Raw genomic sequence first — 19162 nt, 5'->3', positions numbered from 1 at the left:
AACCCCCGAGAAAGGAACTCAGATGCGTAAGGTATCGCAACTGGTCGCCATCGGCGCAACTATGTGCCTTGCATTGGGAGCGTGCTCCAATGGCACCTCCGTATCCCAAGGTAAAACCGATTCCGGAAAAGATTCGAAAGAAGTGACCTACCGGCTCTGGGACGCTGGTCAGCAAGCCACCTATCAGAAGTGCGCGGTTGCTTTTGAAAAGGAAACCGGCATCAAGGTTAAGATTGAGCAGCAGGGCTGGGATGACTACTGGAAGAATCTGACCACCGATCTTGTTTCCGGAACCGCGCCGGACGTTATTACCAACCACGTCCAGTACTATCCCGAGCTTGCGGGTAAAGGTCAGCTCCTGGACCTCAACCAGTACATGAAAGACGGAGAGATTGATTTTTCCAAGTACACCGGTGAACTTGCCAATCTCTGGGTCAAGGACGGCAAGCGTTACGGCATCCCGCAGGACTGGGACACCATTGCTTTTGTCTATAACACGAAACTTATCGAAGAGGCCGGAGTCTCCGCTGATGAGCTCAAGAATCTCACGTGGAATCCTCAAGACGGCGGTACGTTCGGCAAACTCATCGCCCATTTGACAATTGACAATAACGGCAAACGTGGCGATGAACCCGGCTTTGATAAAAACAATGTCAAGGTATACGGCTGGGGTCTGGAAAAGGGCGGCGGGATTGTTGGCCAGGGCCAGTGGTCGTGGTTTGCCCTCTCCAACGGCTTCAAGTATCTCGATAAGAATCCTTTCGGCACCGAGTACAAGATGAACGACCCCAAACTGGCCGAAGCTATGGTGTGGTGGCAAAAGCAGATTGACGCCGGGTATGTCACACCGCTAGAAATTGCGGGGCCGCTCGGTCTGGAGCCGATGATGGAACAGGGGAAGGCAGCGCTTGTTCCCGATGGTTCCTGGCGCATCAAGATGTGGTCCACCTCGGAAAAGAATAAGTTTGGTTTCGCTCCGCTTCCCGAAGGCCCGCAAGGGCGTAAGACCATTATTAACGGTCTCGCACCTTCCATCACCAAGCAGGCAAAGAATCCTGAAGCTGCTTTCCAGTGGGTCAAGTTCCTCACCTCGGATAAGTGCCAGTCCATTGTTGCCGAAGACGCGGTCGTCTTCCCCTCGCTGACCGAATACTCCGAAAAAGCCGCCCAGGCGCACGAGAAGGCAGGCCGGGACGTCTCGGCATTCACCGAGATCACCAAGGATGCTTCCAACCTTGCCTACTACCCGATCACCGATAAGGGCAATGAGATCGCAACGGAAGGCCAAGTTACCTTCGATGAGATCGAACAGCTCTCAGTTGAGCCGGCCGAGGCACTGGCCAAGCTCAATGACAAGGTGAACTCCATCCTCACCAAGTAACCTCCATTTCCTACACAGCGGGGTGCGGTTAAGCACTCGGGCGAACCGCACCCCGCTGCTTATCTTTTGCGGAGAAAACATGGACATCCACACCGACTCAGGCACGTTCACCGTCCACGGGGCCAGCGCCGTCGTACCACTGAGCACAAGCGACTACCTTATTACCGGAACTTCGTGGAAACTCTCCCACCCGTGGGGCGCCACCGAGTACTACCGGCACGGATGGAATTCTTGGACCCCCACACGGTGGTGGACACTGCGCCGCGAACCGTGGCGAATCTGGGACAAGCCCCTACGCGCACTCACGGCCGACGACGCCGCAACGGATACCCCAACCGAACATCACTCGTCCATGGTGACCGCCTTGAGCGGTCCGGAAGGACGCACTCTCCTCATCGGAGCCGTGCATGCCTCCTCTCCTCTCCTAAGAATCTCCGCGGAAGAAGTGGTGGCAAGCGCAGAATCGAAGGAAGCCTCGTGGTTGGTGACCATCGGGAGCGAGCCAGAGGTATTTGCCCGATACGCGGGCGTGCTCAAAGAAGAGTATCTGGGCGAACGCTCACCCCTACGGGCTGCGGAATCTCTCGGACCGGTGTGGTCCTCCTGGTATTCCTGGTTTGAAGAAATAACCGCGGAGATTATCGCAGCAGAGATAAAGCCAGCACGCGAACTGGGGTACGGTACCATCCAGATTGATGACGGCTGGGAACGCCGGGTGGGGGATTGGCGTGCCAACTCAAAATTCTCCGCTGGCATGGCTGAGGTATTCTCCCGGATTCACGACGAAGGTTTGAAAGCCGGGCTGTGGGTCGCTCCCTTTATCACCCTTCCTGATACCCCGGTACTTTCTTCCTATCCGGAACTGTTCCTTCGCGACACGGATGGTTCTTTGACCATTACCGGAAATAACTGGGGAGCGAATTACTACGCTCTCGACTTTTCCAAGCCTCAAGCACACGATTGGCTAGCTTCGACCATGTCCACGATCCGCGATTGGGGCGTGGATATGTTCAAACTCGACTTCATTTATGCTGCCGCGATTGCCGGAGAACGTGCAGGTGGTATGTCGCGGGAAGAGGCCTACCGCAGCGGCCTGGAAACAATACGTGCCGCCGTTGGTGACGATGTGTATTTGCTCGGCTCCGGAGCGGTTATTAACGCATCTTTCGGGGTGCTTGACGGAGTACGCGTTGGGCCAGACACCGCACCCTACTGGGATAACACTGAGCGGGTACGCGATCCGTCCGGCCCGGCGGTAGTCAACGCGCTTCGGAATTCGCTTTCGCGCACGTGGCTCAAGCCACTTCTCGATTGTGACCCCGATGTTGCCTACTTCCGTACGCGCGGATCACTGCTCTCTCCCGAGGTCAATGCGCTGACCGCGGATGCGGCACTCGCGTGTGAGTTTGCCCAATGTTCCTGTCCGGCTGCCTGGCTCAACGACGAAGAAAAAGCGGGGGTGCGAAGCTGGACGCAGCATTTCCGCGCGATTCCGGCGGTCCGGCAACTCGGCCGGTATCGTTTTGAGATCGACGGGGAGATTATCGATTTTGATCCCTACCTCAACCCGACCACCCGCATTTCTGACCGGCTGTTGGTCAAATAACCCCTTTTAGCACCTTTAGTACCCCGAAAATTCGGGGTGGATCCGGAAAGGTCTCTTATGAACTACCTCAAGAATGGGTTCATGCGACGAAGCATGAGTTCCGCAGCACTCCTCGCCTTGGCGAGTGCGGTGACGCTTCTGCCCTGTACAAGTTACGCGGCAAAATCCTCTGAAACTAGCCCTCGTGTTGCCGCCCCGGAACAGATCATCGACCCGGCTACGCCCGCAAGAGACGGAATGGTGCTCACCGCATCTTCCGAATTCAATGGCACCGATATTAACGATGCGCTCTTCACTGACCGCTATCTACCCCACTGGTCAACTTCACCCGGAACCAAAGCGAACTACGAGGTTAGTGGTGGCACTCTCAAACTCCGCATTACCGAGGACCAGCAACCTTGGGATCCGAACTTTGACGGCTCAACGCGAGTTTCCTCGCTGCAGACCTACCAAAAAGACTATTTGCACGAATGGACTAAGTATCCCGGTGTTGCGCAACATACCACGCCTTTCCGGGGGCACCTCCAAAAATACGGATATTTTGAGCTGCGCGCCCGCGCCGCTAACGGGGGAGGCCTGCATAGTGCCTGGTGGATGACCGGCGCCAACCAAGACGTGCCCGAAGGGCAAGGCGGATGGTCACGCCAGAATGGTGAAGTTGATATTTTCGAGATCCTCGGGCGCAATAACGCCACCACGGCGCAAAGCGCTATTCATCCCTGGGGTGATTGGGGCAGGCTTTTCCCGTGGACCACCAAGATATCCACCGGGACTGATCTTTCTGAAGGGTTCCATACCTACGGATTCGAATGGAAGCCCTCGGGGATGAAGGTGTACGTTGACGGCGTTGAGAAATTCTCCACCCCGTTATCTCCCAATTATCCGATGCTTACCTACCTCGGACTGTACGAGAAACGCGAGGAAAACTCCTGGACCGGCCCCTTTGATCCCGCGATTCCGTATCCGAAGGCTTTTGAGATTGATTATTTCCGGGCTTACCAATATGCACCGACCTCATTACCTTATACCCTCGCGACGACCGATGGGGTTATGCGTGGTGAAACACGGGTTTCAGGCGGAACCACCCGGTGGCTGGGTGGAGCCGGTAACGATGTCACTCTCACTTCTGTATATGCTCCGGAAGCTGGCACGTATCGCCTTGGCGTTGAATATCGGAGCGGTGAGGTTCGTGACTTGCACGTAAATGTGAACGACGACGAGTATGTGCTGGGCGGCCTATCCACAGGATTTTTCAAAGGTGGATTCGCCTGGGCGACTACATCAGTACCCTTGCGGCAAGGTTGGAATACAGTGCGTCTCGGTAATCCGAATGCTCCCGCACCCGACCTTCGAAATATCAGAATAGAATCGAGGGAATGAGGATGACGTAGGCGTCGGTCAGCGGAAAGCGCCTGCGGTATACATGCCCAGCGGAGGTGATATGGCTACTGATATAACGACGATACTAAGTCCTAGAACGATCAGGAATATCCTGCGTTTTAGAACGGCTTGTATGGTTGTTTTCGCCGTGCTCGTTGCGTGGCTTGGGGCTATAGGCGCGCTCTACTGGAATATCGTCCCAGGATTCTATATTGACCGGACCCCTACGATTCCCGAAGATGCGCACATCATCGTCAATCAGGCTGCTGCAGGGGAAAAGATTTTCACGGTATATCGGGACGAGGGTGAGGTATGCGTCGCGGCGTACGGGAAGGCATTTGATATCCCGTATACGGAATGTGTGTCTACCGCAGAACAGGTTAAGCCCTCAGATATCACCGTGCAATGGCTTGGTCTCATCGGCGAAGAAGTGGACCCTGCTTCTCCCGAGGTTGCGGCGGTTCACTTTCGCATCGCAGCTGGAGGGAAGATCATCCTCGAGCGCACCGAGTCCTACCTTGAGGAAGTGTTTCATTTACTTGGAAAGATCACCTAACGGGATGATCTAGTTGACACTCGGGCTATATAAGCCAGGGGCTGGTTCGTCCGGTGTTGGAACAGCGGGTGTCGTTGCATCCGGCGTGGTAATGCACGGAGCCTGCTCTGGAGTGTGCGGGGTAGATCTCTGCGCCGCCTCGTGCAGGACGTGCGCGTAGCGGAGCCTTTCCTTGCGGTGGCGGCAGGAAAAGAAGCCTACAAAGGCATAAACTCCGCAATTCACAAGGAGATAACCGCAGAAGAAGTGCAGCATATCCGGAAACCAATTCCACGCCAGCGGCCACATTGCCAGGCCTGCTACCAATCCGATGACGATGCTGACTCCGCACAAAACTAAGGATTTTCTGGATACAAGGCGCAGCGGAAGGATCAAACCGAGGAGGCTACAAGCGAGTATTGATCCGAAGGCCAGGTACCCGGCGTAGTAGCGTTTATCGGGTTGAATGAGGTCCACGATGGGATACGCGGCATGGCACACAAAGATCAGCAGAGCCACGGATACGTACGACTTCCAGCTCAGATTTTTCACCGCTGTTCCTCTTCTGTTTCCTTGACCTGAACGTAACGATTTGCGATTGGAATCCACGTCAGCATGACGAAGAAAAGAACAAGGGCGATTCCGCCCACTGTCACCACTGGACTTTGATCTGCGCCCCAGCCGATGACCGGGTTGAGCAAGATTCCGATGAGACTTCCCAGTGTGCTTGCAACGTTTAAAACCGTCGCACGGCGCTCGCTCGGAATTTCCTTGTTAGCGACTGCCCGAGTGATCGGTCCACGCGCGAACATGCTGATAACCACCAATGCGAAACCAATGATCACGCATATAATGTGCGGAATCATCATCAAGATAAATCCAATGACGCCGTATCCGAAAGCCAGGAGAAGACCTGCTCGCCGACCGACTCGCTCAACGATCACCCCGGAGAAATGATCGTAAACTGCCGCAGCTAATTGCGCACCACCAACGATGAAACCCCAGACGGCAAGCGGCACATCAACACGATCAAAAATTGGCTGGTTGAGCGTAAACACTGAATTGAAGAGCACGAAGACCGCTGCCGAAGCAACAGCCGTATACAGCAGTACCGGGGAGCTGAACAGCAAACAAATACCCCGCTTCAGGGAAACAAGTGCCGTTTCTTCCGTGGCTTTTTCAGAAGTAGAAGCGGGTTGTGGTGGGATGAAAAGAACCGCTACCGCGGCTAGACAGGCAGCGATGGCGGACGCGCAAGCCGGTAAAGCAACATCAATCTTTGCGAGCACTCCACCCACGAACGAAGCAAAGACCCCGGCCACTAACTCAAGGGCGCCGAAGTGTCCCCACACCGCAACTGAGTCCCGATCTGCATTGTCGCCGAGGGCTTCGTAGATATAGGCATCCTGCGTGCCGGTGAGCATCGCAATTCCTAAGCCGCTCAGCACAAATGACAAGGTGAACGCAGTGAACGAGTTACCCAGCGCAAAAACAACTTCCGCACACCCATTGAATACGAAACCGGAAAGGATAACCCACCGGCGATCAATTCTGTCCGAAATAAGCCCGCTGGGTACTTCTGCAACAAGGATGCTCGCTAAGAGAATACTCTCGAAAATGAAAATATCTTCGAGGGACTGCCCGCGAGAAGAAAGGAAAACTACACTAACTGGAACATAAAAGCTCATACCCGCAGCAATGATGGCCACGGCCATGGGCGCCAAGGAACGATTACGCCACACCAAGGTGAGTGGTCTGGTAGCTGTTATCGGATCACCCAATATCTACATCCTTATTCGTGTATCAGCGTCTATGCCGTTTTCGGCCCGTTCTCGCTCTCACACCAGCAACCGGTAGGCAATTTCAACGCAGCCAATCACCGCCGGCCGTGCCGCCCGCGGTTTGCCCACCGCCCGCGCCTTCCCGCTCCCGTGCCGCTTCCTCCCCGGCCAGGTCCCGCGGGGCGGGCAGCCCGCGCACCCGGTCCAGGAAAACGTAGATAAGAAGAAGGATACCCAGGTAGGGCAGCCCGGCATACCAGGCTACCGGCATGAGCCAGAACAGCGCCACGAAAATCGCCAGGCAGCCGGCCATGACCGCCAGGTTCGTTACCGGGGCGCCCCAGAGGCGAGCCGGGGGGAGCTCGAGTCCCAGTTGCTGGCGGCGTCGTCGAAAAGCAATATGGGTGGCCATTACTAAAGCCCAGGTGAGCAGGGTCCCCACCGTGGCGCAGCCGTACAAATACGAGAAGCCGGCCTGCGGGGACGTGAGCGCCAAAATACAGGCGACCACCATCCCCACCATCGCGAGCATGACCGCGCCGCGCGGGGTGCCTTTCGGGGTGGTGCGCGCCGCGAAAGCGGGGGCCATGCGGTCGGTGGCCAGCGCGTGAATCATCCGCGAGGAGGTGTAGAGGCACCCGTTCGCCGCGCTCAGCGCCGCCACCAGCAGCACCGCGTTCATAATATGCCCGGCCGCCGGAATCGCCGCGGCGTCCAGCGCGTGCACGAAAGGCGATTGCGAAATATCGTGGAGCGGCTCGGCGGTCACCGTCCACGGCTGCATCGCCACCACCACCGCAATCGCGCCCACGTAGAAGAGCAGCAGGCGCCAAATCATGGTGTGGGCCGCGCGCGGAATATCGTAACGGGGATTCCCGGATTCCGCGGCCGTGACGGATACCGTTTCGATACCGCCGAAAGAAAAAACGGCCATGCACGCGGCGATAAAGACCGAGCCGGCACCCAGCGGCATAAACCCGCCGTGCTCGGTGAGATTGACCAGTCCCACCGGCTCGCTCGCCGGCAGTCCCACAAAAATAATAATGAGGCCAAGAAGAATAAAGACCGAAATAGCCGCCACTTTAATCATGGAGAACCAGTATTCGGCCGTGCCGTAGAGCCGCACGGTGGCCATATTCAGCCCCACAATAAAGAGGGAACAGGCCACCGTCCCCACCGCGCTATTGAGCTGGGGCAGCCAATGCTGCAAATATTTCGCCCCCGCGGTTACCTCCGCGCCCACCGCCACGATATAGGTGACCGCCAGATTCCAGCGCGTCACAAAGGCCCCCAGATTCCCCAGGTATGCCCCCGCAATGGTGCCGTGCCCGCCGGGAACGGGATGCGCGCTGACCATCTCCGCCAGCGCCCACACCACCGAGAGCGCCAGCAACCCGGCCAGCGCGTAGGAAATAATCGTGGCCGGCCCCGCCAGCGAAATCGTGGCGCCCGCCCCGAGGAACAGCCCGGTTCCCAGCGCCCCGGACAGGGCAATCATGGCGATTTGCGGGGAGGTGAGACTGCGCGCCAGCGCGGTGTGGTGATCGGTGGCGCGAGCGCGAGACGAAGCATGGTGGCGTGCGGCCATGCGGGCTTCCCTTCGTGGATAGAACGACGGCGCAGCGCGGCGCCGCCCCACCCGGCCTCCACCGCCGGCGCAGCCCGGCCCTCGCACTGCCGTGAATATAACTAACGCGGAACTACTAGTGTACTCGCGTGAGCGACTACTCTTAGGGGTATGCCATCTCTCGGTCATATCTTGGAACGGTCCCAAACGCTCTCCGCTTCGCAACGCGAATGGTTGCATCAGCTGGTGGGGGACTGGCAGTTAATCTCCGATTTCTCCTTCGCTGATCTCGTGCTCGTCACCCCGCTCCAGGATGAACGCTTTATTATCGCGGCGGCCTGCCGCCCGGCCACCAATGCCACCGCGCTGGATAACGACGTGGTCAATATGACGTTCGATCCGGCCGATTCGGAGAAATTCCGGGAGATTATTGCCACCGGGCAGCGCGGCACCGTCTATATTCACGGCCTGCGTTACGAAGGTTATCCGGTGCGCCGGGCGGGGGAGGATCCTTTCGCGGTCCTCGCCCTGGTGTATTCCCAGCGCTCGCGCAAAGAAACGGTGCTGCGCCATTCTTCCTATGAGGAAATTGAAGAGCAGCTTCTCGATATGGTCACCCAGGGTCTGTTCCCGATGGAGGGTACCCCGAGCGGTTTCCGCCACGGTGCGCCGCGCGTCACGGACGGTTTCACCCATATCGACGCTGATGGCGCGGTGATTTTCAATAGCCCGAATGCGGTATCTAATCTGCATCGGCTGGGGATCCGGTCCACGTTCGAAGGCCAGCTGCTGGCCGAGCAAATTACCTCAAGTATTGACGCGGAAACCCGCCTGGATGATGCGCTGCCGGTGGTGCTGCTCGGGCGCGCCCCGTGGATGACGGAACTGGAATTACGCGGGGCGGTTCTTTCCCTGCGGGCGGTGCCGCTGTGGAAGGACGGCAAGCACGTGGGCGCCGTCGTGCTGTCGCGCGATATTAGCGAGCTGCGCCGGCGCGAATTGGAACTGGTCAGCAAAGACACCACGATCCGCGAAATTAACCATCGCGTGAAAAACAATCTGCAGACAGTTTCCGCGCTGTTGCGGATGCAGGCGCGCCGCGCGGACGACAAAAAAGTCATCGAGGTGCTTTCCGAGGCGCAGCGCCGCGTGGAAACCATTGCCCTCGTCCACCAAATCCTGTCGCAAACGGTCGATGAAATCGTGGACTTTTCCGAAGTCCTCACCCCGCTTATCACCATGGCTACCGATATCGCCTCCACGGATGTGCGCGTTTCCTCCGAGGTGCGCGGCGAATTCGGAATGGTGGACGCGAATACTGCCACCCGCCTGGCAGTTGTCCTCAACGAATTGGTCTCCAACGCGGTGGAGCACGGGCTGCCGCACGGCGGGCATATTGTGGTGAGTGCGGAGCGCGAGGGCGATGTCCTCACGGTGCAGGTGAGCGACGACGGCGTGGGCGTGCCCACCACCGGCGTCAAGCAGGGCCTGGGTACTCGGATTGTGCGCACCATGGTGGAAGGCGAATTGCACGGCACCATTAAATGGGAGGCCCGCCCCGGCGGTGGTACCACCGTGACGCTCACTATTAACGTGACGGCCGGGCTGCCGCCCACGGATGAAAAATAGTTTCCGTTCCCGGCGCGCTGGAAGATTAAATACGACGACGGGGCTCTGTCAGAAGAGATAATGTTGCCCCGGATTCCCGATAAACAATGGCGAGGTCTCGCGATAGTGATTCGCGGAACCTCGCCATGCGGGGCTTGTGATTCAGCCTAGCGGTACTCCGGGGCGGTTCGCCTTAGGAGGCAAGTTCGCGCACTCGCCGCGCGCGAGCGGTGCGGCGGCGCAGTCGGCGGCGTTCATCTTCAGAGGTGCCACCCCACACGCCGGAATCCTGGTTGTGTTCGAGTGCGTAGCTGAGGCAGTCTTCACGGACGGTACATTCCTGGCATACTCGCTTCGCCCGATCCGTCTGGGCCAGGGCCGAGGCCGAACTACCAATCGGGAAGAAAAGTTCCGGGTCTTCCGTCAGGCACGCGGCATGCGAACGCCAATCCATGAATCCTCCTTTTCCCCGCCACTCGCGGGGTATTCCCGCTCCTGCGGGATAGCTGCATGTGAGACCCATATATCTTGGCAAAGAGCAGCGCCGCGGTAAAGAGTCCACCGGTGTGATATTTCAAGGCCCGCGCTTTTCGAAGTTCTCTCTTGTTATTCCAGGCTTAAACGACTATGGGCGGCCCGCCGTGCGCTGCGGGTTTGAGCTAAACCCGCCGTGAGGGACAATAGGGGCATGAGCATTGATGAGGCCCGGCGCCGCTGGAATGAGATTGCCCCCACGCTGACTCGCGCGCAGATCGCCTACCATTCCGGGGCGGACCCGCTCATGACGGATGATCACTACGACCGCCTCATTCACGAGCTGCGTGACCTGGAAGCGCGCTACCCGGAGCTCGCGGTGGCAGATTCCCCCAGCCGCGCCGTCGGGGCGCCGGTGGGGGACGCAGCCGCGCCCGCGGCGCAGCCTTTCGCCCCGGTCACGCACCGCGAACGCCTGTACTCCCTCCAAGACGTTTTTTCTCTCGAAGATCTCCGTGCCTGGTACGCCGCGCTCCCGGGAGAATCCGGGGCCGCTAGCGCCGCTCCGCAAGTACCCAGTGCCGCTCTTGAAACGCCCAGCGCCGGCACCGCGGTCACCGCGGAAGCAAAAATCGACGGTCTCGCCATCAACCTGCGCTATGACAATGGCGCGCTGACGGTAGCCGCCACGCGTGGGGACGGCGTGACCGGGGAAGATGTCACCCGCAATATCGCCACCATCCCCGCCATTCCGCAGCGCCTGCACGGTAACGATATCCCGGAGGTCATGGAAGTGCGCGGGGAAGTTTTCTTCCCGCTCGCTGACTTCGCCCGGTTCAACGCCGACCAGCGTGAGCGCCGCGCAGCGGCCGAACGCGAGCGCGCGGCTGCGCAACAGGCCGGGGATACCGCAGCGGTGCGCGAAGCCAATCGCATTATCCGCTCCTGCCGCGAATTCGCGAACCCGCGTAACGCCGCAGCCGGCTCCCTGCGGCAAAAAGACCCGGCCGTCACTGCCTCCCGCCCGCTCTCCTTCATCGCCCACGGCATCGGTGCCCTCGCGGGGGTGCCGGACTCCCTGGCGGAAGCGCTGTCCACCCAGGCTGGCGTATACGAAGCTTTCGCAGGCTGGGGCCTTCCCATTTCTCCCTATACGAAACTTGTCTCTACCTGGGAAGATATCGAGGCATTTGTAGCGGATCTGGCCGCCCACCGCCACGACCTCCTCCACGGTATCGACGGCGCCGTCCTCAAAGTCAATGACCGGGCGCGCCAGGCCGAGCTCGGCTACACCTCCCGCGTCCCGCGCTGGGCCATCGCCTATAAATACCCGCCCGAAGAAGTAGAAACCACCCTTCTGGATATCCAGGTCAATGTGGGACGCACCGGGCGCGCCACCCCCTACGCCATTATGGAGCCGGTCCTGGTGGACGGCTCGGTTGTCACTCAGGCCACCCTCCACAACCGCGAAGAAGTGGCCCGCAAAGGCGTGCGCATTGGCGACGTCGTTATCGTGCGCAAGGCCGGGGATGTCATCCCCGAAGTGGTCGGCCCGGTCCTCATGGAACGTGACGGCACCGAACGCGAATGGGTAATGCCCCGCGCTTGCCCTTCCTGCGGGGCCACCCTCGCTCCCGCCCAGGAAGGCGATGTGGATATGCGCTGCCCCAATGCGCAATCCTGCCCCGCCCAGCTGGCCGAACGCGTGGTCCATATCGGTTCGCGCGGAGCGTTGGACGTGGAGGCCCTCGGAGAAGAAACCGCGCTGTGGCTCACCAACCCCGATGCCCGGCGCCGCGAAGCCCTTATCGCACTCGCCAGCGGCCACCGCCTCGAGATAGAAGGTGCGGACGGGCGCAAGAAAACCCTGCGCCTCACGCGCGAGGTGGCACGCGAACTCGGAATTGTGGACGACGACGGCGCCATCCTCGACTCCGAGGTGATTATCCCGCCTGAAACAGCCCGCAGCCTGGGCGTTCCCGCAGCCCAAGAACCGATACTTCACAGCGAAGCCGGACTCTTCGCGGTGCAAGCCACGGATGTGGCCGATACCTGGGTATGGAAAGAAATCCGCAGCGCCGGCCAACCCACCGGCGACTACCGCTACGTGCGCGCCGCCTGGACCAAACCCACCTGGGGCACCAGCGCCGGCCAGCGCGTCATCACCAAGGAGAGCGAACCGGGCAAAGCCCTCCTCACCATGCTCACCGAACTGGAGAAAGCCCGCGGGAAAGAACTGTGGCGCAAACTCGTGGCCCTCTCGATCCGCCACGTCGGCCCCACCGCGGCCCGCGCGCTCGCGGCCGCTTTCCCGGAGCTGGCGCTACTGCGCGCGGCTGCCGTGGAGGAGCTTTCCGCGGTGGATGGCGTCGGGGATATTATTGCCCGCTCCTTTAAAGAATGGTTCGAGGTGCCCTGGCACCTGGAGATTATTGAGCAATGGGAAGCTGCCGGGGTGCTTTTCGCTGATGACACCGCGGCCGCCGAGCAGATTCCCCAAACCCTGGCGGGAATGACGATTGTGGCCACCGGATCCCTGGAAGGCTATACCCGAGATTCGGTCAAAGAGGCAATCCTCGTGCACGGCGGGAAGGCCGCCGGCTCGGTCTCGAAGAAAACTACCGCGGTGGTGGTGGGGGAGAATGCCGGATCGAAGGCAGCCAAGGCTGAAGAACTGGGTATTCCGCGGCTGAGCGAAGCCGAATTCACCGAGCTGCTGCGCACCGGCCAGCTGCACGAATAGCTTCCCGCCGCGCCGTTACAGCAGCGGCGCCAGCGGAGCCATCACCTTTTCTGTTACCCGCGCCAGCGCACCGCGCTTATCCCATTCCTCCAGGGTGAGCTCGCGGGCATTGCGCAGGTCGAATTCAAAAATCTTCTCCATGACAGCCGCGAAACCGGCATCGTGAATCGACATATTAATTTCGAAATTCCCCCGCAGGGACAGCCGGTCAATATTTGCGGTTCCCACGGTGGACCAGGTGGAATCCATGGTCATGGTTTTCGCGTGAATCATGGCGTCCTGGTAGAGGAAAATGCGCACTCCGGCGCGCAGTAGCCGCTCGTAATGCGGCCGCCCCACCCAGTCCGTGTAAATATGATTGGAGTACTGCGGGATGAGAATCCGCACGTCCACCCCGCGTTCGGCCGCATCGGTCAGCGCATCAAGCATGGGCGCATCCGGAATGAAATACCCCATGGTGATCCAAGCCCGCTGCGAGGAGCGTGCCAACGCATCCAAATACAGCGAAGAAATGGGATAAGTATTATGCGCCGGGGAATTCGTGACCGCCCGCATGCGTGAATCCCAATGGTGGGTGAGAGCACGGCGCAAGGTGGGATGATCGCGTTTGCGGTACGCATTCCACATATCCACAAAAGCCACGTCCAGTTCCCATACCGAGGGGCCCTCCACGCGCAGGTGAGTATCGCGCCATTCCGTTACGTACAGGCCGCCGATATTGTAGCCACCCACGTAGCCAACGCGCCCGTCCACGGTTAGGATCTTGCGGTGATCACGCCCCTTATCACGCGAACGCCCGGTAAGAATACCGGTGCGCACCAGCGGGAAATTCATCCAGTGCAGGTTCGCGATGCGCGGCGGGTGCCGGAAAGAAGGCGGCTGGTTGAGATTCCCCCAGGTATCCAGCAGTACATGCACCTGCACCCCGCGGTGGGCCGCAGCGATAAGCGCATCGCGGAAACGGTGCCCCACATGATCCGCTTTGACAATAAACCACTCGAAATAAATATGATCCCGTGCATTATTAATATCGGCGAGCATAGCGCGGTACACGTCCGCGGCGCCGGTATACAAGATTGCGTGGTCGCGCCCGACCTGCACCGCTTGCGGGGGTAGGTGCGGATACGAATTGACCGGTGGGGTGCGGCGTTTGCGCATTTCATCCACAACGACGACGGCGCCCGCGGCGGCCAGCGGCGCCGCGGCCGCGAGCACACCCGCCGTGCGCAGCACCCGGCGCGAAGTCCACTCAGTCATAGCGCCAATTGTAGACGGTGCGCCATCGCGCGGTGCAACCGCGTAGACTTGAGCCATGTCGTCATTTTCTAAGGAAGAGGTAGCGCGCCTAGCGGACCTGTCCCGCATCGCCCTGACGGATACCGAGGCTGAAAAAATGGCCGGTGAACTTTCCGTCATCGAGGATGCAGTGAAGGCGGTATCCGAAGTTGTTACGCCGGATATTCCCTTTACATACAATCCGCTTCCGCTGGCCAATGTCAAACGCCCCGATGTTCCGGGGGAAACCCTTGATCGTGAGGAAGTCCTCGCCGCGGCTCCGGCCGCCGAAGAAGGTAAATTCCTCGTCCCGCGCATTATGGGGGAGGAATAAATGAATAGCTTGTTGCTCAAATCCGCCGCGGAACTCTCCGCGCTGCTGCGCGCGGGGGAGATCACCTCCGTGGAGCTCACCACCGCCTGCCTGGATCGCATTGAGTCGCTCAATCCCAAGGTCAACGCTTTCCTCCACGTGGATCGTGAAGGTGCCCTGGAGGTTGCCCGCGGGGTGGATGCCGCCCGCGCGGAAGGCCAGGAGCTCCACCCGCTGGCCGGTATTCCTATCGCGGTGAAGGACAATATTTGCACCCGCGGGATTCCCACCACCGCGGCGTCGAAGATCTTGGAGGGGTGGTGCCCGCCGTACGATGCGAGCGTCGTCGTAAAAATTAAAGAAGCCCGGCTCCCTATCGTGGGCAAGACCAATATGGACGAATTCGCGATGGGTTCCTCCACGGAACATTCCGCTTTCGGGCCCTCGCGCAACCCCTGGGATCTGGATCGAATCCCGGGTGGTTCGGGTGGCGGCAGCGCTGCGGCCGTCGGTGCCTTCATGGTGCCGCTCGCCCTCGGTTCTGATACCGGCGGCTCGATCCGCCAGCCTGCCGCGGTGACCGGAACGGTGGGCGCCAAGCCCACCTACGGGGCGGTTTCGCGCTTCGGCCTCATCGCTATGGCATCCTCGCTGGACCAGATCGGGCCGGTGACCCGCACCGTGGAAGACGCCGCGCTGCTCCAGGAGCTGCTCAGCGGGCACGATCCCCACGATTCCACCTCCCTTCCCGAAACTCCTGCCGGCCTCGTGGCGGCCTGCCACGGCGAAGCCGGGAGCTGGGAAGGCGCTGGCGCGGATCCGGAGCGGCCGCTCGCGGGCCTCAAGGTGGGCCTCGTGGAAGAAATGCACGGGGAAGGCTACGCGCCCGGCGTGCTTGAAGCTTTCGAAAACGCGGTGGCGCGCATGCGTGAACTCGGCGCGGAAACGGTGGAGCTTTCCTGCCCCAGTTTCCACTACTCGCTGGCCGCCTACTATCTCATTATGCCCGCCGAAGTCTCCTCCAACCTGGCCCGTTTTGACGGGATGCGCTACGGCCTGCGGGTGGAACCCGAAGAGGGGCCGGTCACCGCGGAAACCGTGATGCGCGCTACCCGCGCGGCCGGTTTCGGTGAAGAAGTCAAGCGGCGCATTATTTTGGGCACCCACGTGCTCTCCGCCGGAAACTTCGATGCGTTCTACGGTGCGGCGCTGCGGGTCCGCACCCTGGTGCAGCGTGACTTGGAGCAGGCTTTCTCCCGGTGTCACGTGATCGTTTCACCCACGTCGCCCACGGTGGCTTTCCCCTTCGGCTCGAAAACGAACGATCCGCTGGCCATGTACCTCAACGACATCGCCACCATTCCCGCCAACCTGGCTGGAATCCCGGGTATTTCGCTGCCGGCCGGGCTTTCGGAAGGGCTCCCGGTAGGCTTGCAGATTCTCAGCCCGGCCCGGGCCGATGCCCTCATGTACCGGGTGGCCGCGGCCATCGATACTGCGCTTGGACACAACGTCCCCGCTGCCTGCCCCGCGCGGGATTGGGAGGAATAAAGCATGGATGAACTCATGAATTACGAGGACGCCGTCGCGCGTTTCGACCCGGTGATCGGGTTGGAAGTACACGTCGAACTGTCCACACAAACCAAGATTTTCGACGCCGCCCCGGTGGCTTTCGGGGCCGAACCCAATACCGATGTGCAGCCGGTTTCCCTCGGGCTTCCCGGTTCGCTCCCGGTGGTCAATGAGGCGGCGGTGGAATACGCGGTGAAGCTGGGCCTGGCCCTCAATTCCCGCATTAACGAGCTCTCGCGTTTCGAACGTAAGAACTACTTCTACCCGGATCTGCCCAAGGCCTACCAGATCACCCAGAACGCCCAGCCGATTATCCTGGGCGGCTATCTGGATATTGAGCTGGCGGACGGCACGCCCTACCGTTTCCCCATTGAACACGCGCATCTGGAAGAAGACGCCGGGAAGAACACCCACGTGGGTGGGGCGGATGGGCGCCTGCAGGGGGCGCGCTACTCGCTGGTGGATTACAACCGTTCCGGCGTGCCGCTCATTGAGATCGTTTCCGACCCGGCTACCGGGGTGGGGAAGAACGCCCCAGAGATCGCCGGCGCCTATGTGCGCGGGATCCGTGAACTGGTGCGGGCGCTCGGCATTTCTGAGGGGCGGATGGAGCGCGGAAATATTCGCGCGGATGTCAATGTCTCCCTACGGGAAAGCCCGGATGCTCCTTTCGGTACCCGTACCGAAACGAAGAATGTCAATTCCTTCCGCGGCATTGAAAACACCATTCGCTACGAGATTTCCCGCCAGGCAGCGATCTTGGCTGCCGGTGGCACGATCCTCCAGGAAACGCGCCATTACAAGGAAGAAATCCAGGGCACCATCGCCGGGCGCGTGAAGTCCGACGCGGATGATTACCGCTACTTCCCCGAACCGGATTTGGTCCCGGTGATCTGCACTCCGGATTACGTGGAGAAGGTGCGTGCGGGGCTGCCCGAATTGCCGGCCGCCAAGCGCGCCCGCATCACCGAGGAATGGGAGCTTTCCCCGGAGGAATTGCGCGATCTTATTAACGCTGGCGCGGTGGATCTGGTAGACGCCACTGTTCGGGCCGGGGCAACGCCCGCCGGAGCCCGCAAGTGGTGGATGGGCGATATCGCCCGCTACGCCAAGGATAACGACGTCGAACTCGAGGATGCGCCCATTACTCCGGCCGCGGTGGCCGAGCTGGACGGACTCATCCAGAGCGGGCGCCTCAATGACAAACTGGGGCGCCAGGCGCTGGCGGGAGTCCTCGCCGGGGAAGGCAGCCCGGAGGAAGTTGTTGCGGCACGCAATCTGGAGATCGTTTCCGATAGCGGGGCCCTGGAGAAGGCCGTGGATGAGGCACTGGCTGCCAATCCCGACGTCGTCGAAAAAATTCGCGGTGGAAAAGTGCAGGCCGCCGGTGCAATTATCGGCGCCGTGATGAAGGCGACCCACGGTAAGGCCGACGCCGGTGCCGTGCGCGCTCTCATTATGGAGCGTGCCGGCGCGCAGTAGTACCCGGCGGCATGCCGGTATGGGCCCGAAATATCTCATGAAGGAGGCGCAGGTGGCGCGAACACAAGCAGGTACGGACGGACTGTCGGAACCGGGCGGAGCCGCGCGAGCTAACGGAGCCGCGCGCACTGGCGGTGCTGCACGAACTGACGGAGCCGCGCAGTTCGCGCCCCCGCCCTCCGAACGTGAGATTTTCGCGGCCCACGAAGGTGGAAAACTCGAAACTCACGCGACCGCCGCTATCAACAACCGGGAAGACCTGGCTCGGGTATATACGCCCGGGGTGGCGCGAGTGTGCGAAGCGATTCACGCCGAACCGGAACTGGCCCGCCGCTACACGGTGAAATCCAATACCGTGGCGGTAGTGACAGACGGAACCGCGGTGCTCGGCCTGGGTGATATCGGGCCGCTCGCTTCTCTTCCCGTGATGGAAGGCAAGGCCGCGCTTTTCAAGCGTTTCGCCGGGGTGGACGCCTGGCCGGTACCCCTAGCTACCACGGATACCGAGGAAATCATCGCTGCGGTACGAGCCATCGCGCCCGCGTATGCCGGTATCAATCTGGAAGATATCTCCGCCCCGCGCTGCTTCGAGATCGAGAAACGCCTGCGTGCGGAACTTGATATCCCAGTCTTCCACGACGATCAACACGGCACCGCGGTTGTGGTGCTGGCCGCCCTCATGACGGCACTACGCGTAGTGGGGAAGCGGCCGTCCGACGCGCGCGTCGTGGTATGCGGAATCGGTGCCGCCGGCACCGCGATTATCCGCTTGCTCCTCGAATACGGGGTGCGGGATATCGTTGCCGTGGACCGCTCCGGAACGCTCGGGCCGTTCCGGCGCGAAACCAACCCGGGGCACGCCTGGGTTGCGGTCCGCACCAATCCCCGCCAGATCGACGGTGATGTGCGTGCGGCGCTGCGCGGTGCGGATGTTTTTATTGGCGTTTCCGGCCCGAATATTCTCGACGGCGCAGCTCTGGACACCATGGCTGATAACGCCATCGTTTTCGCCCTGGCCAATCCCACCCCGGAAATTGCCCCCGAAATAGCGCGCGAGCACGCCGCGGTGGTGGCAACCGGCCGTTCGGATTACCCCAACCAGATCAATAACGTGCTGGCTTTCCCGGGGATATTCCGCGGTTTACTCGATGCTCATGCCACGGAAGTTAGCGACGCGATGCTGCTGGCCGCAGCGCAGGCCCTTGCTGATCTGGTGGGGGAGGATGCTCACCCGGATTACATCATCGTTTCCGCTTTTGACGAGCGCGCGGCGGCGGCCGTGGCGCAGGCTGTTCGCGAAAGCGTAGAGGAATCCTAGGAGTCTCCATCGAGGCTATCGAGACGTAGTTTTCTTTGGTTTTGTTTGGTTTTTTGGGGTGTTTGGGTGGGGTGTGGTGGGTGTCTCGTTGGTGTGGTTTGTGTTTTGGGTGGTGGGCTTGTAAGCT

General features: G+C 60.4%; 15 protein-coding genes. 10 read left to right on the top strand and 5 right to left on the bottom strand.

Annotation, left to right across the window (positions count from 1 at the left end):
* Positions 1-22 precede the first annotated feature (22 nt).
* The 4 genes from QP828_RS06695 to QP828_RS06680 all read left to right on the top strand — a co-directional run bounded on the left by QP828_RS06695 (position 23) and on the right by QP828_RS06680 (position 4923).
* Entirely contained in the window at positions 23-1381 is a 1359-nt protein-coding gene (locus tag QP828_RS06695) for an ABC transporter substrate-binding protein (protein WP_284891394.1), read from the top strand.
* Between the two features lie 79 nt (positions 1382-1460).
* Complete coding sequence (locus QP828_RS06690) at positions 1461-2987, top strand: glycoside hydrolase family 36 protein (RefSeq protein ID WP_284891392.1); 1527 nt, start codon at positions 1461-1463, stop codon at positions 2985-2987.
* A gap of 81 nt (positions 2988-3068) precedes the next feature.
* The gene (locus QP828_RS06685) at positions 3069-4367 is read left to right on the top strand and encodes a family 16 glycosylhydrolase (RefSeq protein WP_284891390.1); all 1299 of its coding nucleotides are present in this window, start codon (positions 3069-3071) and stop codon (positions 4365-4367) included.
* A 133-nt stretch (positions 4368-4500) separates the two neighbouring features.
* Positions 4501-4923 (top strand): hypothetical protein, encoded by a 423-nt coding sequence (locus tag QP828_RS06680; protein ID WP_284891389.1) that lies wholly within the window; start codon positions 4501-4503, stop codon positions 4921-4923.
* Positions 4924-4932: 9 nt separating this feature from the next.
* On the opposite strand, the gene QP828_RS06675 is transcribed toward QP828_RS06680, so the two are convergent.
* From QP828_RS06675 to QP828_RS06665, 3 genes are all read right to left on the bottom strand, one after another.
* The gene (locus tag QP828_RS06675) at positions 4933-5454 is read right to left on the bottom strand and encodes a hypothetical protein (protein WP_284891388.1); all 522 of its coding nucleotides are present in this window, start codon (positions 5452-5454) and stop codon (positions 4933-4935) included.
* Complete coding sequence (locus QP828_RS06670) at positions 5451-6617, bottom strand: MFS transporter (protein ID WP_284891387.1); 1167 nt, start codon at positions 6615-6617, stop codon at positions 5451-5453. The genes QP828_RS06675 and QP828_RS06670 overlap by 4 nt, the downstream gene beginning before the upstream one ends.
* A gap of 148 nt (positions 6618-6765) precedes the next feature.
* Complete coding sequence (locus QP828_RS06665; protein WP_284891385.1) at positions 6766-8271, bottom strand: amino acid permease; 1506 nt, start codon at positions 8269-8271, stop codon at positions 6766-6768.
* 150 nt (positions 8272-8421) lie between these two features.
* Between QP828_RS06665 and QP828_RS06660 the strand changes: the two genes are divergently transcribed.
* Positions 8422-9879 carry a sensor histidine kinase gene (locus QP828_RS06660; RefSeq protein WP_274778601.1) on the top strand — a complete coding sequence of 486 codons (1458 nt, stop codon included), beginning with the start codon at positions 8422-8424 and terminating at the stop codon, positions 9877-9879.
* A 172-nt stretch (positions 9880-10051) separates the two neighbouring features.
* Here QP828_RS06660 and QP828_RS06655 read toward each other — a convergent pair whose 3' ends face one another.
* On the bottom strand, positions 10052-10312 hold the full coding sequence (locus tag QP828_RS06655; protein ID WP_274735504.1) for a WhiB family transcriptional regulator: 261 nt from the start codon (positions 10310-10312) through the stop codon (positions 10052-10054).
* 234 nt (positions 10313-10546) lie between these two features.
* Here QP828_RS06655 and ligA point away from each other — a divergent pair, with 234 nt between their 5' ends.
* Entirely contained in the window at positions 10547-13075 is a 2529-nt protein-coding gene (gene ligA / locus QP828_RS06650; protein ID WP_284891383.1) for an NAD-dependent DNA ligase LigA, read from the top strand.
* 15 nt (positions 13076-13090) lie between these two features.
* On the opposite strand, the gene QP828_RS06645 is transcribed toward ligA, so the two are convergent.
* The gene (locus QP828_RS06645; protein WP_284891381.1) at positions 13091-14332 is read right to left on the bottom strand and encodes a phospholipase D-like domain-containing protein; all 1242 of its coding nucleotides are present in this window, start codon (positions 14330-14332) and stop codon (positions 13091-13093) included.
* A 55-nt stretch (positions 14333-14387) separates the two neighbouring features.
* Between QP828_RS06645 and gatC the strand changes: the two genes are divergently transcribed.
* From gatC to QP828_RS06625, 4 genes are read left to right on the top strand one after another with little or no spacing between them, the layout of a single operon-like run.
* Entirely contained in the window at positions 14388-14684 is a 297-nt protein-coding gene (gene gatC / locus QP828_RS06640) for an Asp-tRNA(Asn)/Glu-tRNA(Gln) amidotransferase subunit GatC (RefSeq protein ID WP_284891379.1), read from the top strand.
* Positions 14685-16214 carry an Asp-tRNA(Asn)/Glu-tRNA(Gln) amidotransferase subunit GatA gene (gene gatA, locus QP828_RS06635; RefSeq protein WP_284891377.1) on the top strand — a complete coding sequence of 510 codons (1530 nt, stop codon included), beginning with the start codon at positions 14685-14687 and terminating at the stop codon, positions 16212-16214.
* A 3-nt stretch (positions 16215-16217) separates the two neighbouring features.
* Positions 16218-17717: an Asp-tRNA(Asn)/Glu-tRNA(Gln) amidotransferase subunit GatB gene (gatB, locus tag QP828_RS06630; protein WP_274735500.1), complete on the top strand. Its 1500-nt coding sequence runs from the start codon at positions 16218-16220 to the stop codon at positions 17715-17717.
* A gap of 52 nt (positions 17718-17769) precedes the next feature.
* A complete protein-coding gene (locus QP828_RS06625; RefSeq protein ID WP_284891374.1) occupies positions 17770-19035 on the top strand; it encodes an NAD(P)-dependent malic enzyme in 1266 nt (421 codons plus the stop codon).
* Positions 19036-19162: the final 127 nt, after the last annotated feature.

The sequence above is a fragment of the Actinotignum sanguinis genome, assembly GCF_030230305.1.
GTDB lineage: Bacteria > Actinomycetota > Actinomycetes > Actinomycetales > Actinomycetaceae > Actinotignum > Actinotignum sanguinis.
The sequence above is the reverse complement of the archived record's forward strand: the minus strand, read 5'-3'. Positions and strand labels throughout refer to the sequence as shown.

Excerpts from the sequence above, each read along its gene's own strand:
- ligA (WP_284891383.1), top strand. The coding sequence starts at position 10,547 with ATGAGCATTGATGAGGCCCGGCGCCGCTGGAATGAGATTGCCCCCACG.
- QP828_RS06680 (WP_284891389.1), top strand. The coding sequence starts at position 4,501 with ATGGTTGTTTTCGCCGTGCTCGTTGCGTGGCTTGGGGCTATAGGCGCG.
- QP828_RS06655 (WP_274735504.1), bottom strand. The coding sequence starts at position 10,312 with ATGGATTGGCGTTCGCATGCCGCGTGCCTGACGGAAGACCCGGAACTT.
- QP828_RS06690 (WP_284891392.1), top strand. The coding sequence starts at position 1,461 with ATGGACATCCACACCGACTCAGGCACGTTCACCGTCCACGGGGCCAGC.
- QP828_RS06660 (WP_274778601.1), top strand. The coding sequence starts at position 8,422 with ATGCCATCTCTCGGTCATATCTTGGAACGGTCCCAAACGCTCTCCGCT.
- QP828_RS06695 (WP_284891394.1), top strand. The coding sequence starts at position 23 with ATGCGTAAGGTATCGCAACTGGTCGCCATCGGCGCAACTATGTGCCTT.
- QP828_RS06665 (WP_284891385.1), bottom strand. The coding sequence starts at position 8,271 with ATGGCCGCACGCCACCATGCTTCGTCTCGCGCTCGCGCCACCGATCAC.
- gatA (WP_284891377.1), top strand. The coding sequence starts at position 14,685 with ATGAATAGCTTGTTGCTCAAATCCGCCGCGGAACTCTCCGCGCTGCTG.
- QP828_RS06670 (WP_284891387.1), bottom strand. The coding sequence starts at position 6,617 with ATGGCCGTGGCCATCATTGCTGCGGGTATGAGCTTTTATGTTCCAGTT.
- gatB (WP_274735500.1), top strand. The coding sequence starts at position 16,218 with ATGGATGAACTCATGAATTACGAGGACGCCGTCGCGCGTTTCGACCCG.
- gatC (WP_284891379.1), top strand. The coding sequence starts at position 14,388 with ATGTCGTCATTTTCTAAGGAAGAGGTAGCGCGCCTAGCGGACCTGTCC.
- QP828_RS06645 (WP_284891381.1), bottom strand. The coding sequence starts at position 14,332 with ATGACTGAGTGGACTTCGCGCCGGGTGCTGCGCACGGCGGGTGTGCTC.
- QP828_RS06685 (WP_284891390.1), top strand. The coding sequence starts at position 3,069 with ATGCGACGAAGCATGAGTTCCGCAGCACTCCTCGCCTTGGCGAGTGCG.